At 65.2% G+C, this 15,087-nt stretch carries 15 protein-coding genes; 12 read left to right on the forward strand and 3 right to left on the reverse strand.

Annotated elements, in window-relative coordinates:
* The 5 genes from G332_RS12970 to G332_RS0111980 form a co-directional block, all read left to right on the forward strand.
* On the forward strand, positions 1-255 hold a 255-nt coding region (locus G332_RS12970), incomplete at its 5' end, for a flagellin (RefSeq protein WP_019627226.1).
* A gap of 83 nt (positions 256-338) precedes the next feature.
* Positions 339-788: a flagellar protein FlaG gene (locus G332_RS13415; protein WP_081619814.1), complete on the forward strand. Its 450-nt coding sequence runs from the start codon at positions 339-341 to the stop codon at positions 786-788.
* Between the two features lie 366 nt (positions 789-1,154).
* The gene (gene fliD, locus G332_RS0111970) at positions 1,155-2,516 is read left to right on the forward strand and encodes a flagellar filament capping protein FliD (RefSeq protein WP_019627228.1); all 1,362 of its coding nucleotides are present in this window, start codon (positions 1,155-1,157) and stop codon (positions 2,514-2,516) included.
* Positions 2,517-2,554: 38 nt separating this feature from the next.
* Positions 2,555-2,965 (forward strand): flagellar export chaperone FliS, encoded by a 411-nt coding sequence (fliS, locus tag G332_RS0111975; protein WP_026340831.1) that lies wholly within the window; start codon positions 2,555-2,557, stop codon positions 2,963-2,965.
* A gap of 49 nt (positions 2,966-3,014) precedes the next feature.
* Positions 3,015-3,398, forward strand: a complete 384-nt coding sequence (locus G332_RS0111980) for a flagellar protein FliT (RefSeq protein WP_019627230.1) — start codon at positions 3,015-3,017, stop codon at positions 3,396-3,398.
* Between the two features lie 361 nt (positions 3,399-3,759).
* Here G332_RS0111980 and G332_RS0111985 read toward each other — a convergent pair whose 3' ends face one another.
* Positions 3,760-5,946 (reverse strand): bifunctional (p)ppGpp synthetase/guanosine-3',5'-bis(diphosphate) 3'-pyrophosphohydrolase, encoded by a 2,187-nt coding sequence (locus tag G332_RS0111985; RefSeq protein WP_019627231.1) that lies wholly within the window; start codon positions 5,944-5,946, stop codon positions 3,760-3,762.
* Positions 5,947-6,046: 100 nt separating this feature from the next.
* On the opposite strand from G332_RS0111985, the gene G332_RS0111990 reads away from it, so the two are divergent.
* The 6 genes from G332_RS0111990 to G332_RS0112015 all read left to right on the forward strand — a co-directional run bounded on the left by G332_RS0111990 (position 6,047) and on the right by G332_RS0112015 (position 11,686).
* A complete protein-coding gene (locus G332_RS0111990; protein WP_019627232.1) occupies positions 6,047-6,874 on the forward strand; it encodes an alpha/beta hydrolase in 828 nt (275 codons plus the stop codon).
* Between the two features lie 238 nt (positions 6,875-7,112).
* A complete protein-coding gene (gene pyrC / locus G332_RS0111995; RefSeq protein WP_019627233.1) occupies positions 7,113-8,147 on the forward strand; it encodes a dihydroorotase in 1,035 nt (344 codons plus the stop codon).
* A gap of 51 nt (positions 8,148-8,198) precedes the next feature.
* Positions 8,199-8,675, forward strand: coding sequence for a hypothetical protein (locus G332_RS0112000; RefSeq protein ID WP_019627234.1), 477 nt, complete (start codon positions 8,199-8,201; stop codon positions 8,673-8,675).
* Positions 8,676-8,787: 112 nt separating this feature from the next.
* Positions 8,788-9,888: a PA0069 family radical SAM protein gene (locus G332_RS0112005; protein ID WP_026340832.1), complete on the forward strand. Its 1,101-nt coding sequence runs from the start codon at positions 8,788-8,790 to the stop codon at positions 9,886-9,888.
* Positions 9,889-9,943: 55 nt separating this feature from the next.
* The gene (locus G332_RS0112010) at positions 9,944-10,750 is read left to right on the forward strand and encodes a hypothetical protein (protein WP_019627236.1); all 807 of its coding nucleotides are present in this window, start codon (positions 9,944-9,946) and stop codon (positions 10,748-10,750) included.
* A 9-nt stretch (positions 10,751-10,759) separates the two neighbouring features.
* On the forward strand, positions 10,760-11,686 hold the full coding sequence (locus tag G332_RS0112015) for a mechanosensitive ion channel family protein (protein ID WP_019627237.1): 927 nt from the start codon (positions 10,760-10,762) through the stop codon (positions 11,684-11,686).
* On the opposite strand, the gene G332_RS0112020 is transcribed toward G332_RS0112015, so the two are convergent.
* Positions 11,687-13,402 carry an ExeM/NucH family extracellular endonuclease gene (locus tag G332_RS0112020; RefSeq protein ID WP_019627238.1) on the reverse strand — a complete coding sequence of 572 codons (1,716 nt, stop codon included), beginning with the start codon at positions 13,400-13,402 and terminating at the stop codon, positions 11,687-11,689.
* Positions 13,403-13,510: 108 nt separating this feature from the next.
* Positions 13,511-13,948 carry an Rrf2 family transcriptional regulator gene (locus G332_RS0112025; protein ID WP_019627239.1) on the reverse strand — a complete coding sequence of 146 codons (438 nt, stop codon included), beginning with the start codon at positions 13,946-13,948 and terminating at the stop codon, positions 13,511-13,513.
* A 260-nt stretch (positions 13,949-14,208) separates the two neighbouring features.
* Here G332_RS0112025 and G332_RS0112030 point away from each other — a divergent pair, with 260 nt between their 5' ends.
* Positions 14,209-15,084, forward strand: a complete 876-nt coding sequence (locus tag G332_RS0112030; RefSeq protein ID WP_019627240.1) for an undecaprenyl-diphosphate phosphatase — start codon at positions 14,209-14,211, stop codon at positions 15,082-15,084.
* Positions 15,085-15,087: the final 3 nt, after the last annotated feature.

Genomic DNA, 15,087 nt, shown 5'->3' on the forward strand with positions numbered 1-15,087 from the left:
CTGGACGGGGCGCTGAATCAGGTGAACAGCCTGCGCGCGGAGCTGGGTGCGGTGCAGGTGCGGTTCGAGGCCACGATTGACAACCTGGGTGTGAGTGCGGAGAACCTGTCGGATGCGCGCTCGCGGATTCGGGATGCGGACTTCGCGGCGGAGACGGCGGAGCTGACGCGTGCCCAGGTGCTGCAGCAGGCGGGTACCTCGGTGCTGTCGCAGGCCAACGCGGTTCCGCAGAACGTGCTGGCGCTGCTGCAGTAAGCTCGGCCCCTCGAGCTTCCGCGTAGATGGTGGATGACGGGGGACGCGACCCGTCATCCATCCTTTCGGACGAGGACTGTGACATGAGTGATGGTATCGGCAATATCGGTTCGCCACTGGCCACGCTGGGGGGGCGTGGGGCTCCGGTTGGTGAGCGTGCCCCCGCCGCCGGGGTGGGGCAAGACCCTCGTGAGAAGGTCCCGGTGGCCCTGCCGGGAAGCAGCGCGAGCGCGTCGACCCGTCCGGCCGAGCCAGCGGCGCCAGCCGGTGCAGAACGGAGTCCGTCGGTTGATCCGGTTGATGCGTCGGATATGGATCGCGTCGTGGAGTCGATCAATGCCTACCTGCAAACGACTCGGCGAGCACTCGAATTCAGCGTCGATGATGTCAGCGGGCGGACCGTGATCACGGTGATGGATGCTGATCGCGAGAATGTGATCCGACAGATTCCGCCGGAGCAGATGCTGGCCCTGGCCGAGCAGCTGCGCGACGAGCAGACCCTGGACGCGACCGGTCTGGTGGACAAGGCCTGACCAGACAAGTCACGAGCGTCCGCCACTCGCCGGGTCGTGGGGCCGTAGGATGGGATGCGCTCGGCGCCGGTATGTCCATGGGGCCATGGGGCGCGGTGGTGGATGGATGCCGGTCCGGGCGCAAACACCCCCAGGACGGGCTGAACGTCGTTTTAGATCAAGAAGTCTGAAGCGACGGGTCATGCAGGATCCGGCGACGTTCGGAACCCACGACCAGAGTTGAGCCGCATCCCCCGAGGTGCGGCTTTTTTCGTTGATGAGACGAAATTTTTCGCCGTTGGGGATCAAGATTTACGCTAGGCTGTCGTTATAGAAACTGTACCTGCAAAGCGGCGGCCAGGGCGGCGACCTGCGAGGAGCAACACAATGGCAATCAGTGCAATGGGTGTCGGGTCCGGGCTCGATCTGAATCAGATCGTAGGGGACCTGCTGAACGCCGAACGCGTTCCTCGGGAGCAGCGTTTCAACCAGCGCGAAGAGCGCATCGAAGCGCAGATATCGGCTTTCGGGAACCTGCGCAACGGGGTTGAGCAGTTGCAAGGCTCGCTGGGCACGCTCTCCGGATTCGAGCTGAATCAGACCACCAGCATCTCTGATGAGAGCGTGGCGAGCGTGACGGCAGACGGCAGTGCAGCCAACGGTTCCTTTTCGCTACAGGTGAATCAGCTGGCCCAGTCTCAGGCGCTGGCGACGGCGCCCGGCGAATTCAGCGATGTGGACGCCGTGGTGGGTGCCGGGCAGCTGGAACTGCAGGTGGGTAACGCATCGGCAGTGACCATCAATGTCGACGCGGGCGATACGTTGCGCGATGTTCGCGATGCGATCAACGAAGCCGGTGCGGGTGCGACCGCCTCCATCATCAACGATGGCAACGGTGCCCGCCTGGTTCTGAATGCGAACGAGACCGGGGCGGACAACACGATCTCCCTGTCGGCAACCGAAGACCCGGCCGGTAGCGGGCTGGCGCGTCTGGACGCGAGTAACCTGGTTGAAACGCGTGCGGCACAGGATGCCGAGGCCGTGATCGACGGAATCACGGTCACCAGTGCGAGCAATACGCTCGACGATGCGATTGAAGGGGTCAGTATCCAGTTGCAGGGGACGTCTACGGCGCCGGCCACGGTTTCCGTGCAAGAGGATCAGGGCCAGCTCCGGGAGGCCTTGCAGGGTTTTGTGGAGCAGTTCAACGCGCTGGTAGGACAGACCCGCGAGCTGACTTCATTTGATGCCGAGGAAAACCAACCTTCGGTGCTCACCGGCGACAGCACCGTGCGCGGTATCCGTAGCCGCCTCAGCGAGGCCCTGCTGCAACAGGCCGGGGTGCCCGATTCCGGCGTGCAGACCCTGTCCGAGCTCGGCATCGTGTCGAATCGCGACGGCACGCTCAACTTCGATACCAGCCGTTTCAATCAAGCCATGGATAACAATGGTTTCGAGAATATTTCTGAAGTGGTGAGAGAAGTTGGCGGACGCATGGAAGAGGTTGCCAACACCTTCGTGGGGCCAGACGGATTGATCGGCACGCGTACGGATGGGCTGCGGGGCGACCTGGAGCGGATCGAACAGCAAAGGGAGCGGCTGGATGTCCGCCTTGAACGGATGGAAAGTCGGCTCGTCGGGCAGTTCTCGCGCATGGATTCGGCAGTGGCCCAGTTGCAGAGCACCGGCGACTTCCTCACCAACCAGCTGGCGAACATGCCGCTGGCCAGTAACCGCTCTCGTCAGTAACCACCGCCAGGCGGTGACGATATAACGGAGACAGACAGATGTACGGACCGGCAATGAATCGAGGAGTGAACCAGTATCGGCAGTCGGGCGCACTGGCCGAGGCTCAGGTGGCGGATCCGCACCGTTTGATCCAGATGTTGTTCGAAGGCGCCCTGGAACGTATCGCGGTTGCGAAGGGCGCGATGGAACAGGGGAACGTGAGTCTCAAGGGTGAAAAGATCAGCAAAGCCATTGATATTGTCGAGTCCCTGCGAGCGGTCCTGGATCACAAGCCCAACCCGGAGTTGTCGGGGAATCTGGACGCTCTCTACGAGTACATGTCCCGGCGGCTGCTGGAGGCGAACGCGCGCAACGACTCGGCGGCGCTGGACGAGGTTGCCAAACTCCTGCGCCAGGTCAAGTCCGGCTGGGACGAGATCCCGCATGACGTGCGTCAGCGGGCGAGTTGAGGCCGGCGCGTTTGACCACGTGCGTCGGGCGTGATGGGGTGCAGGCATCATGAGCGCACTCGATGCGGATAACGCCCACCCCGACGCAACGCTGGAGGCCGCGGTGGATGCGGTACAGGGATTGATGGAACAGGCGATCCGCGAGGAGGACTGGGATCGCCTGGAACAACTCGACCTGCAGGCGCGAGTCCTGGTGGAGCGCGCGTTCGGCGACGAGCCGGTGCCGCTTCGCGATGACAGTGGTCAGGCTCTGCGCGGGGCACTGGAGCGTTTGTCTGCATTCTATCAGCAGACCGTCCCCTTGCTGGCCGAACGTCGCAGCGATGCCAGTCGCCAGTTGCGCGACCTGCGTGCCGGGCGCAAGGCCACCAACGCCTACGAAAACACACGCCGTCACACGATGCGCTCCGGACCGCTGAAACGCGGCGGCTGATTCGCACGCACGCACCGCAAGCCGTCGGGCGCGGATGCGGCCATTGCGCCCCTCTTTTTTCCACGTCGTTTATTCCACCTCCCGCCATCACGGAAACCGCGTAGCGGTTATCCGACGCCATCCACGCGCAGGAGCCTGCTTGCAGGCGAACCGTTCGCTGCCCACAAATCCGGCTCTGGCAGGAGTTTCGCCTGCAAGCTGGCTCCCTACATGGCCATGGGGGCATTATTCCGGGGACCGCAGAGCGGTTGTTCGGGGTTTCGGCGGTGAGACTCAGAGCTCTCGCCGGGGCATGCCGGGCGCCGGAGGTCCCGTTTTTTCTGTGCTGCGGGCGGGACGAGGGGGGCGGTTGCAGGGCGCGTCAGGATGAGGGGTTGGGGGCGCGGCGCACGGTCTGCACGCTGCTGAGGGCCTGGAGCCGGTCAAAGAGGGCGCTCAGTTCGCCGAGATCGCTGAACTCGGCTTCCAGCTCCATGCTCACGCTGCGATCCTCGCGATTGGTCTGGGTGTTGACGCGCAACAGGTTGATACCGCATTCGGAGAAGGCGTTGCCAACCTCGCCCAGGAGGCCGGGGCGGTCGTGGGCCTCGACCGTGAGGGTGATGATTTCGCGTTCCGGTTCCTCGCCCCACGAGACGGGGATCAGGCGGCCGCGCTTTTCTTCCGGCAAGTGCAGGATGTTGACGCAATCGCTGCGGTGAACGGAGACGCCGGCCCCGCGGGTGATGAACCCGATGATCGGGTCCCCGGGCTGCGGGTTGCAGCAGCGCGCGCGTGTGGTGAGCAGCCCGCCTACGCCGCGAATCTTGATGTCGCCGCTGGCGTCGTCGGTGCGGCGCGGGCGCTGTGCCACGGGGGTTGTGGCGGGCGGGGCCTTCGGTTTGGCCGCGCGGATCTGCTGCGAGATGCGCCCGGCGATCTGTGCGGTGGTGATGTCGCCGCTGCCGAGGGCGATCAGAAGCTCGTCGAAGGTCTGGTATTTCATGGCCTCGGCGAGGGCGGTGCGATTGAGGTCCTGCCCGCAGCCCAGCCGCTGGCACTCGCGATCGAACATCTGTTTCCCGGTCGCGAGGTGTTCCTCCTGGTGTTGTTGACGGAACCAGGTACGCACCTTGGAGCGGGCGCGGGCGGTATTGAGATAGCCCAGGTTGGGGTTGAGCCAGTCGCGGCTGGGGCCGCCCTCGCGGGTTGTCAGTACTTCGACGCGTTCGCCGGATTTGAGCCGGTAGGTGAGCGGCACGATATGGCCATCCACCTTGGCCCCGCGACACCGATGGCCGACCTCGGTATGGACCGCATAGGCAAAATCCAGTGGGGTGGCACCCTGGGACAGGTCCAGCACTTCGCCCTGTGGCGTCAGTACGAAGACGCGCTGGTGCAGGGGTTCGCTCTGGATTTCGTCCAGGAGGTTCTGGTCGGAACTGTCGGCCTCCAGCAGCTGGCGCAGGCTGGCGATGGCTCGGTTGAGGGCCTGGTCTTCGCGGCCGCCTTCCTTGTAACGCCAGTGTGCTGCGACCCCGAGTTCGGCGAATTCGTCCATTTCCCGGGTGCGGATCTGGACCTCGACAACCTTGCCTTCGGGGCCCACCACGGCCGTATGCAACGACTGGTAGCCGTTGTCTTTGGGATTGGCAATGTAGTCGTCGAACTCGCTGGGCAGGTGGCGCCAGTCGTTGTGGACGATCCCCAGGATGGTGTAGCAGGAGGCCAGCTGGTCCACGATGACGCGTGTGGCCCGGAGATCGTACAGCTCCGACAGCGAGGTGCGCTTGCGCTGCATCTTTTTCCAGATGCTGTAGATGTGCTTGGGTCGGCCGAATACGCGGGCCTCGATGCCTTCCTGCTGCAGGCGCCGCTGGAGGGTACGGGCGAAGGCCTCGACGTAGGTCTCGCGCTCGGTGCGGTTTTCTTCCAGGCCGCGTGCGATCTCGCGGTAGGTGTCCGGTTCGAGGATGCGCAGGGCGAGATCTTCCATCTCCCATTTGAGCTGGCCGACACCCAGACGATTGGCCAGCGGCGCGATTACGTCCAGGGTCTCCTGAGCCAGCACGCGTGCGGACTCGTCCGGATCTCGTGCCACCAGGCGCAGGTGCTGAACGCGGAACGCCAGCTTGATCAGGACTGCTCGCACGTCATCCACCATCGCCATCAACATGCGCCGGAGACGCTCGGCCTGCTCGGGGCGGCCCGCGGGCGTTTCGAAACGACGGCGCACGAGGGCCGCGACATTGGTGGTCAGCCGTGCGGTCGCTGCACCGAAGCGGCTCTCGATCGCGGCTGGAGTCAGGTGTTCCGCCAGGTAGGCGGGCACCAGCAGGGTGGCGATCAGGGTCTGGCGGTCGACGTTCAGATGCCGGAGGGTCTCGGCTACGTCGAGCGGATGAGACTCGAGCCCGCTGGCTTCGAGCGCCGCCAGCGCAAGCCCGAGCGCATCCCGTAGCGGCTCTTCCGCCGCGCTGTCCAGCGCCTCGTTACCCGCGAAATGTTGCAACAACGCGTCGCGGTCGAGGCCCTGGAGGTTGGTATTGGTCAACAGCGAATGGCGCATGCGGGCAGTTGTTCGGACAGTGCGTGGTCACTATTGTACGGGAGCTCGGGTTCGGGGTAGAGGCTTGCGTGCGGAGGACGGCCGCAGTCAGGATCAAGGTATGGCCAATCTGTTCAAGATCGCGATGATACTGGGGCTGGGGTATGCCCTCGTGGTGGGCATGATATTCGTCACCCAGGACCGCCTGATCTACATGCCCTCGGGAACGCTGACCCAGACGCCCGAACGCATTGGCCTCGCATATGAGGATGTGGAACTGACCACCCAAGACGGGGTGCGTCTGCATGGCTGGTTCCTGCCGGGCCCGCAAGAGGATGCCCCGGTGATGCTGTTCCTGCACGGAAATGCCGGCAATATCGGTCACCGCCTGCATTCGCTGCAGCAGTTCCACGCGATGGGTCTGGCCGTTCTGATCATCGACTACCGCGGCTATGGACGCAGTGCGGGGCGCCCGGACGAGGCAGGAACCTACGCGGATGCGCGCGCTGCCTGGCGCCATCTGGTTACAGATCGCGGATTCGCGCCGGAGGATATCGTGATCTTCGGGCGCTCCCTGGGTGCAGCGGTCGCGGCCGAACTGGCCACTGCGGTCGAGCCCGGCGCGGTTATCCTCGAGGCGGCATTCACCTCGGCCGCCGACCTGGGGGTGGAGATCTATCCCTGGTTGCCGGTACGCGCACTGTTGCGCCACGAGTACGACACCCTCGGGCGTATCGGCGACATTGCGTCGCCGATTTTGCTGGCGCACAGTCCGGCGGACGAGATCGTGCCCTTTGCCCATGCCGAACGGCTGCAAGCCGCGGCTAAGGACGCGCAGTTGCTGCGCATGGAAGGTGGGCACAATGACGGCCCGTTGGTCACCGGGGAGGCCTACACCGACGGTTTGCGGGCGTTTCTGGATGCCGCGGGGCCTGGCGGCGCCGGATAATGCGGCCGGGGTACAGGGGGGCTTGTGGCCCCGGAGTCGGGACAGGCGCGGCGCAGGGGAAATTGGTAGGCTTGCCCGAAATTTCGCCGTGCCGCGAGGCGCCTGGCAGGCTCGTGCAACGCGATCAGCGGCTGGATGGGCGACAGCAGCGAAGGCGCCCTGTGCCGCGCGTCATCCTGAACGCGTACCACTTACCAGGGCTCGGCTCTGCCTGCGCCCGCGACCACAGGATCTGCCGATGAACCGCTTGACCTTGACCCGCCCCGATGACTGGCATCTGCATCTGCGCGACGGAGACGTGCTCGCCAGCGTGTTGCCCGATACCGCGCGGCGTTTCCGGCGGGCCATCATCATGCCCAACCTGAAACCGCCGGTCACAACGGTGGAAGCGGCCGGGGAATATCGCGACCGCATCCTTGCGGCGCTGCCCCAGGAAGCGGATTTCGAGCCACTGATGACCCTGTATCTCACCGAGAGCACGACGCCCGAGACCATTGCGGCGGCGAAGGCCTCCGGTTTCGTGCACGGGGTCAAGCTGTATCCGGCGGGCGCGACTACGAATGCGGACAGCGGGGTCCGCGATATCCGCCGTTGCTACCCGGTGTTCGAGGCGATGCAGCGGGTGGATCTGCCCCTGCTGATTCACGGCGAGGTGACCGACCCCGAGGTGGATATCTTCGATCGCGAGGCAGCCTTCATCGAGCGCCATCTGACACCGTTGCTGCGGGACTTCCCTCAGCTGCGCATCGTGCTCGAGCACATTACCACCGAGGCTGCGGTGCAGTTCGTGCAAGACGGGCCGGAGACCGTTGCCTCTACCGTCACGCCGCAGCACCTGTTGTACAACCGGAATGCCTTGTTTGCGGGCGGGATGCGGCCGCATCATTTCTGCCTGCCCATCCTCAAGCGGGAACGTCATCGCAAGGCCCTGGTCGAAGCGGCGACCAGCGGCCATCCGCGTTTCTTTCTGGGGACGGATAGCGCGCCGCATCCGCGCCACGCCAAGGAATCGTCCTGTGGCTGCGCCGGGATTTATTCGGCACATGCGGCGATCGAGCTCTACGCCGAGGTCTTTGCCGCGGTGGATGCACTGGATCGGCTGGAGGGCTTCGCCAGCCATTTCGGACCGGATTTCTACGGCCTGCCGAGAAACACGGACACGCTGACGCTGGAACAATCACCCTGGACGGTCCCTGATGCCGTTCTGTTCGGTCACGACCCCGGGGTACCACTGCGTGCGGGTGAGAGCATCGCCTGGAAGCTCGCGGGCTGAACATGCAGGCTTGTGGCAGGTCGGGAAGTGAACATAAAACGGAGGAAAAATATGACAGAACCGAACGTGCAACGTGGGACCCTCTGGTTCTGGATGCTCATCAGCCTGGGCGTGGCACTGTTGATCGTGGCCCTTGGAGTCGGGCTTGAACCGGCCGGGGCGGCCATTCTGCGCGCGCCGTTGAGTTCGCCGGCGGCCGGGGCGCTTGGCTTCGGACTGCTGATGATCTGGGCGGCCTATGCGTATGGCCTGTCGGCCGGTCGTGCCGCTGGCAGCCAGGAGATGGGCGTGGTGCTCCTGAACCTCGGATTGCCAGTTGCGTTGATCCTGTTGTGGAGCGCCGAGCTGAACGCCCTGGCGTTCTTTGTAGCGATCGGCTGGGCCATGACGCTTGTGGGGATGGGCGTGAGGCTGTTTCGGCGCGAGCCGCTGGCGGGGCTGATGCTTCTGCCGCTGATGGGGGTGAGCGTGACGGCGATTCTGATGTCTCTGACGTTCTGGATGGTGCCGGCAGCGCAGACGGCATAACGCCTTCCGAGGCATACACGCCGATGTGGTTCGACCGCCTGCGTTCGCGTACGGAAGGGCGCGGGTGGACCTCGGGCCCGGGCGGTTCCGAACCTTTGTTCGAGTGCAGGGGGTGCGCGAGGTGACGGGGCCATTGCCCGGGCCGCTGCGTGGTCGCGGTGCCACGATGGACCCCGGCGCTCGCTTTGAACCGACGCAGAGCGAGCCATTGGACGATGGGTGGGCAGGTGATGGCGAAGCGCCGCCCGTGCTGCGCACCGAGGTGACCGACGAGCACCCGCGCACGGTGCTTTCGTGGAATCGATCGCCCGATGTGCCGTTCGAGCTGTCCCTGAATCCCTATCGCGGTTGTGAGCATGGCTGCGCCTATTGCTTTGCGCGTCCCGCCCACGCCTATATGGGCCTGTCCCCGGGGCTGGACTTCGAAAGTCGCCTGTTTGCGAAGGTCGGGGCCGCCGAGTGTCTGCGACGCGAGCTGGCACGGCCTTCGCACCGGGTGGCCCCGGTTGCGCTGGGTATCAACACCGACGCCTATCAGCCGATCGAGCGGGAGCGGCGGATCACACGAGCCATCCTCGAGGTGCTTGCCGAGACTGCACACCCGGTTTCCATCGTGACCAAGTCCGCGCTGGTGGAACGCGATCTGGACCTGCTCGCGCCGATGGCCGAACGCGGCCTGGCCCAGGTTGCGATCTCGATGACCACGCTGGACCGTCGCCTTTCGCGCCAGCTCGAGCCGCGTGCCGCGGCTCCGGCGCGGCGGCTGGAGACGGTGGCGCGGCTGAGCGAGGCGGGCGTACCGGTCAGCCTGCTGGTCGCGCCGCTGATCCCGGTCCTGACCGATGCGGAACTGGAAGTCCTGCTGGATGCCGGTGCGGCGGCGGGAGCCGTAGCCGCCGGTTACGTGTTGCTGCGCCTGCCGCGCGAGGTTGCCCCGTTGTTCGAGGACTGGCTGCGGACATACGAACCGCTGAAGGCGGAGCATGTGCTGCAGCGGCTGCGCGAGGCCCATGGCGGGCGGCTTTATGACTCGACCTTCGGCCACCGCATGCGCGGGGCCGGGCCATACGCGGATCTGCTGCGTCAACGCTTCCGGCTCGCGCGGCGGCGTGCCGGGCTCGAGGGGCATCTGGTGGAACTGGATTGCAGTCAGTTTGTGCCCCCCGTCGGGGGTGCCTGCGGGGGCGACTCGGCCCAGCTAGATTTGTTCTGACTCGGACCCGGCGAGTTGGTTTACAGTGTTTCCCGGGTCACCGGAAATACAACGAATGTCCACGAGTACCATCCAACCTCCGTCTGCCGCCTGGTGGGGGCCGCGCAAGCTGGCCCCGGGGCAGCACGCACGCTGGTCTGTCGGGCCGCTGGATCTGTGGCTCGCCCATGGTGCGCAGGAATGGCAGATGGTCTTGCAGCGCCCGCGGGAGCCGGCAGATGCGACCCTGGCCGTGGAGATTCCCTGCCGTGACCCGTTTCCCGCGGACGGTTCCGATCGGGTTCGCTTTGCCGGAGCCGCGGCCTCGGCCCGACCGGCACTGCGTGTGGCGCTGGCCGATCGTCCCATGGTCAGCCGGCCGCAGAACCCCTTTTACGTCCCGGCCAGGGGGCAGGTCACGCTTTACCTGAGTTCCCCGGTCTGGGTGCAGTTGCTGATCGGTGCGGCGCAGGTGCAGGAGTTTCCGGTGTATGTGCCCTCCGATACCTGGTTCGGAACCAATACCGTTGACGGCGAGCTGTGCTACGCGACACGAAGCCAGGCACGCCTGGACCTGGCGGACGTGCCGCGACGTCCTCACCGGGTGGTTACGCCCCTGACGATTGTGAACAAGGCCCCTGATGCGCTGTTTCTGGAACGGGTGAACCTCCCGGTTCCACGCCTGCCGGTGTATGCCGACGAGCAGCACCGCCTGTGGACCCCGGCGGTGCGCATGGAACGGGAGGAGGATCGCGATCTGGCAACGATGAAGATCGACCCCGCCCCGCCGGGCTTGGCGCGCGGGGCCAGGCGGGTAGCAGAACCACGCCAGGCGGGCGCGCGACACGTGATGATCCGGGCGTTCAGCGCCCTGTTCCAGTAGAGAAACACTATGAGCGAATGGCTGCAGACGGTGGTGTCCTTTGTGACCAGCGAGGCATTCCTCGCCGCGGTCCGGGCAGCGGTGTATCTGCTGGTCGGGCTGCTGGTGGCACGGCTGGTCTCGCGCGGGCTTGCACGCGCGCTGGGACAACAACTGGATGCCCAGCAGGTGATGCTGGTCCGGCGCATCAGCTTTTACTTGATCATGCTGCTGGTGCTGGCCTCGGCGTTGCGCGAACTGGGGTTCGACCTGACCGTATTGCTGGGAGCGGCGGGGATTCTGACCGTGGCCCTGGGCTTCGCTTCGCAGACCTCGGCATCCAATCTGATCTCCGGTCTGTTCCTGATTGGCGAACGCCCGTTTTCGGTGGGAGATGTCATCAAGGTGGGGGATGCCACGGGCGAGGTGCTGGCCATCGACCCGCTGTCGGTGAAGCTGCGCACCTTCGACAACTTGATGGTGCGCGTGCCGAACGAGACCCTGGTGAAGAGCCAGCTGACCAACCTCAGTCGTTTCCCGATCCGGCGTCTGGATATGCAAATCGGGGTCGCGTACCACACCGACCTGAAACAGCTGCGGGACATCCTGATGGAGGTGGCCGAGCGTAATCCGGTCTGTCTGGAGGAGCCGAAACCGCTGTTCATCTTCCTCGAATACGGTGATTCGGCATTGAAGATCCAGTTCTCGGTGTGGGCGCGGCGGGAGAAATTTCTGGACCTGCGCAATTCGATGCACGAGGGCATCAAGGTGGCGCTGGACGAAGCCGGCATCGAAATCCCGTTCCCGCAACGTACGCTGGGTGGACTGGCGGGGAGTGCGCCACTCCCGGTGCGCATCGTGGACAACGTGCCAGCTGCAGAGGCGCCGCCGGTGGAGACCGGCGATGCCTCTGCAGCCACGGATACCCGGCCGCAGAAACCGGGAAACGCGGATTGATCAGCGGCGTTGGCCGGTCGAACGTTGCAGATCGGCCCAGACCGGGTCGTGGTCGGAGGCGCGCCAGGGACCATCGGCCGGGAGGCGGCCGTCATAGCCGAGGAACACGGGCTCGTCGGCGTTGACCGCCCAGCTCCCCCCGCGCTGCACCCGCTCGCGCAGATCCGGCGGGCCCAGCAGATAATCCAGCTGCCCGGCCTGACCGCGAAAAACGTAGGTATAGGCCTGCGCGGCATCCGCATGGACGAGATCCTGTTTGCCGGCCTTGCGCAGGTACTGCAGCGGGTCTTCCGCGGCATAGGCGTTGAGGTCGCCCAGGATCAGCACTGGTGTATCGGCAAACTTACCCTGACGCTGTTCCCCGATCCATTCGACCAGCCGCTGGGCCTGTTCGCTGCGAAGCATGTTCCAGCAGCCCTGACCACGATCCACGTCCCCGTGCTCGGGGCAGCCCACCTTGGCCTTGAAGTGGACCACCACGGCACCCAGACGCAGGGAGCTCTCACGGTCCTCGAACCAGCCCAGTAGCGGTGGGCGGTTGTGGACCGGGTCGGTATCGGTGCGCGTCTCGATCAGATGCAGACGCTCGGGACGGTACAGAAGTCCCACCTTGATCGCGTCACCGCCTGCGTCGGGGTGTTCCGGCGCGGCGTACGGACCACGCGCGCCCGGTGTGCGGTTCAGGCGTTGCACCAGAGCGCTGCGCGCCTGCGCGCTGTTTTCCAGTTCGACTGCGCCGATCAGATCGGCGTCCAGTCGGCTCAACAGGGCGTCGATCTTCGCGGTCTGGCGGTCGCGTTCTGCAGCGGTTTGTGCACCGCGTTGGCCCAGAGTGACGAAGTCGTTCTCCAGGTTTGCCGTGGCGATGCGCAACTGCGTTTCCGTCGGGGCGGGCGGTGGCTCCGGGCGTTCCCCGTCCTGCCACTCGAGTGGCGCGGTTGGGTGGATGCGGTGCCGCCCGAAGGCGTGGGTCAGAATCCCGGTCAGGCCCGTCGTGGTACTGCCGACGCGGCGGGTCCCGGAGGTATCGAGATAGGGCACCGGATCGGGATTGGCCCGGTAGCTGGCGTCGTCCAGTTCAATGCTGCGGGCGGAGGCGTCGTGCGCTGCGGCATCACCGGTCTGGCCCGGGTGGCGCAGGCGGCCGTCCGCAGCCAGGGTCAGAGTGCCATAACGCCCGAGGTCGCGATTGGCGGTAACCGTCAGGGTCTGTGGCAGGTGCACCAGCAGATCCGGGTAATGGTCCAGCCGTGCGGCATCGGCGGGCAGACGCAGCTCCAGCGGTTGCGGCAGGCGGGCGGGGCCACAATCGTGCACGCTGCGCAGTCGGGAGATCTGCAGACGGCCGCGGTGCCGGGTGAGCTCCCCGTGGACCTGGAGCTGCCGCGCCGGTGCCGGCGGGGTCTCGCGCGGGGCATACACGAAGATGCCGGCCGCGTCCCTGCCGGCGCCCTGTTGCAAATAGAAGCCACCGAGCTGATCAGGCTCCATGAATACGCCTGTGGTGACGGCCTCGACCACCACGGTATCGCCTTCGGCTACGGCCTGGCTGCGCAGATCGTGCAGGCTGGAAACGGGCGCGCCGGGGTCAGGGCAGGACTCCCGTGCGGCCAGCGGGCCGGCCAGCAGCAAGGGGATCAGGAGCAGCGCGTACACGCGGCGGGGGGTGATGCCGCGGGCGCGCCGCGACTGGCGATTGCAGGGTAACCATTCCATGGTCGGGTCCTCTCGGGTTGCGTCCTTTCGGGGCTAGGGGAAGGCCGGTGAATCCAGCAGGTCGCTTGAATTTGTCAGGCCCTAAGTATCAAAAAAAACGGTTACTTACTACGCAGTCTTTCCAAGTTGAAGCAAGTGATGTAGCTGGTCCGGGGTCTGGGTGAGGTCGGCGATCGAGCAGTCATCGAGCACTGCCATGAAGGCATCGCGCGCAGAATCCAGCACGCCACGCAGTTGGCAGCCGGGCCGCACCGGGCAGACCTGGGTTTCACAGTCAATGATATCCAGCCTGGGTTCCATGTCGCGCACGACGCTGCCAACCCGGATCTCGCCGGGTTCGCGGGCCAGGGAGATCCCGCCGCCCTTGCCGCGGCGCGTGATGATGTAGCCCTTCTGCCCGAGCTGGTGAACGATCTTCACCAGATGATTGCGCGGGATGTTGAACCGTTCGGAAATGTCACTGACGGTGACACGCTGCTCCTGCGGTTGCACGGCGAGGTAGATCAGCACACGGATGGAGAAGTCGGTGTAGCGGGTAAGTTGCATGGTTGGATTGCCGCCGATTCCGGTTTTCGAGGATAAGGTTTTAAGCGAACACTGATTAATGTACACGCTCGCAACGATCGCCCAAAGCCGGCAGGCTTCCGGATCAACGCAATCGCGGCGGGCCATGCACGTCCCCGAATGGGCCCCGCCGCTGGCGGAGGCCCCTTGCTAAGCAGGAACCGGGATGGCCGGATGCAGCGCGCCCTTGGCAGATTTCCGTATACTGCGGCCCGCCTCGAGGACATGGAGCCACGTCAGTCATGACAATATGGGTCGCCACCCTGCTCGGGATCGTGCAGGGCATTTTCATGTTTCTCCCCGTGAGTTCGACAGCGCATCTGGTGCTGACTCAGCACTGGCTGATCGGGCAGGGCGAGCCGCTGCCGCCGCCGGAAAGTGCCGAGATGATCCTGTTCGACCTGGTGGTGCATGTGGGAACCCTGGTTTCGATTGTGTACGTGTTTCGCCAGAGCCTGACGCGCCTGAGCGGCGGTATCGTGCGCGAGAGCTGGCAGTGGGCATCGGCCCGCGGGACGGCCGGCCGCGAGATGCTGTTCCTGCGTCTGGCCCTGCTGTGCGGACTGTCGGTGTTCGCCACCGCGGTGGTCGGGTTTACGCTGAAGGCCAGTTTCGAGCACGTGTTTGCACACCCCACGCTGATCGCCGGGACCCTGACCCTGACCGGCATCCTGCTGTGGTGGACCGATCGCCTGCAGCGGCGCCCGCTCGGGTTGCGGCAACTGAGTCCGAAGATTGCGACCGTGATCGGGGTCGCTCAGGGCTTTGCCCTGGTCCCGGGCCTTTCGCGCAGCGGCATGACCATCGTGTTTGCCCTGTTTACCGGCCTGAAACGGCGCTGGGCGGCGGAATACAGCTTTTTCCTGGCGATCCCGACCATTCTGGCCGCGACGGCCGTTCAGTCCCTGGATGTATTGAACGGCGACGGCCTGGGCGAACTCACCTGGACGGTGCTCGCGGTTGGCTTCGTGGTCTCGGCCGTGGTTGGGATCATCTCGTTGAAGATGGTGCTGTTCTTTCTGTATCGCGCCAACCTCAAGGTGTTCTCGTTCTATCTGTGGGCGCTGGCGACCCTGGTGCTGTTCGGATTCCTGGACGTGGACATCATGTACGGCTGATCG

The organism is Thioalkalivibrio sp. ALJT, from assembly GCF_000381825.1.
GTDB lineage: Bacteria > Pseudomonadota > Gammaproteobacteria > Ectothiorhodospirales > Ectothiorhodospiraceae > Thioalkalivibrio.

What these genes read in the sequence shown, in the direction of transcription:
- G332_RS13415 (WP_081619814.1), top strand. Translation starts at nt 339, where the DNA reads ATGAGTGATGGTATCGGCAATATCGGTTCGCCACTGGCCACGCTGGGG.
- fliD (WP_019627228.1), top strand. Translation starts at nt 1,155, where the DNA reads ATGGCAATCAGTGCAATGGGTGTCGGGTCCGGGCTCGATCTGAATCAG.
- fliS (WP_026340831.1), top strand. Translation starts at nt 2,555, where the DNA reads ATGTACGGACCGGCAATGAATCGAGGAGTGAACCAGTATCGGCAGTCG.
- G332_RS0111980 (WP_019627230.1), top strand. Translation starts at nt 3,015, where the DNA reads ATGAGCGCACTCGATGCGGATAACGCCCACCCCGACGCAACGCTGGAG.
- G332_RS0111985 (WP_019627231.1), bottom strand. Translation starts at nt 5,946, where the DNA reads ATGCGCCATTCGCTGTTGACCAATACCAACCTCCAGGGCCTCGACCGC.
- G332_RS0111990 (WP_019627232.1), top strand. Translation starts at nt 6,047, where the DNA reads ATGGCCAATCTGTTCAAGATCGCGATGATACTGGGGCTGGGGTATGCC.
- pyrC (WP_019627233.1), top strand. Translation starts at nt 7,113, where the DNA reads ATGAACCGCTTGACCTTGACCCGCCCCGATGACTGGCATCTGCATCTG.
- G332_RS0112000 (WP_019627234.1), top strand. Translation starts at nt 8,199, where the DNA reads ATGACAGAACCGAACGTGCAACGTGGGACCCTCTGGTTCTGGATGCTC.
- G332_RS0112010 (WP_019627236.1), top strand. Translation starts at nt 9,944, where the DNA reads ATGTCCACGAGTACCATCCAACCTCCGTCTGCCGCCTGGTGGGGGCCG.
- G332_RS0112015 (WP_019627237.1), top strand. Translation starts at nt 10,760, where the DNA reads ATGAGCGAATGGCTGCAGACGGTGGTGTCCTTTGTGACCAGCGAGGCA.
- G332_RS0112020 (WP_019627238.1), bottom strand. Translation starts at nt 13,402, where the DNA reads ATGGAATGGTTACCCTGCAATCGCCAGTCGCGGCGCGCCCGCGGCATC.
- G332_RS0112025 (WP_019627239.1), bottom strand. Translation starts at nt 13,948, where the DNA reads ATGCAACTTACCCGCTACACCGACTTCTCCATCCGTGTGCTGATCTAC.
- G332_RS0112030 (WP_019627240.1), top strand. Translation starts at nt 14,209, where the DNA reads ATGACAATATGGGTCGCCACCCTGCTCGGGATCGTGCAGGGCATTTTC.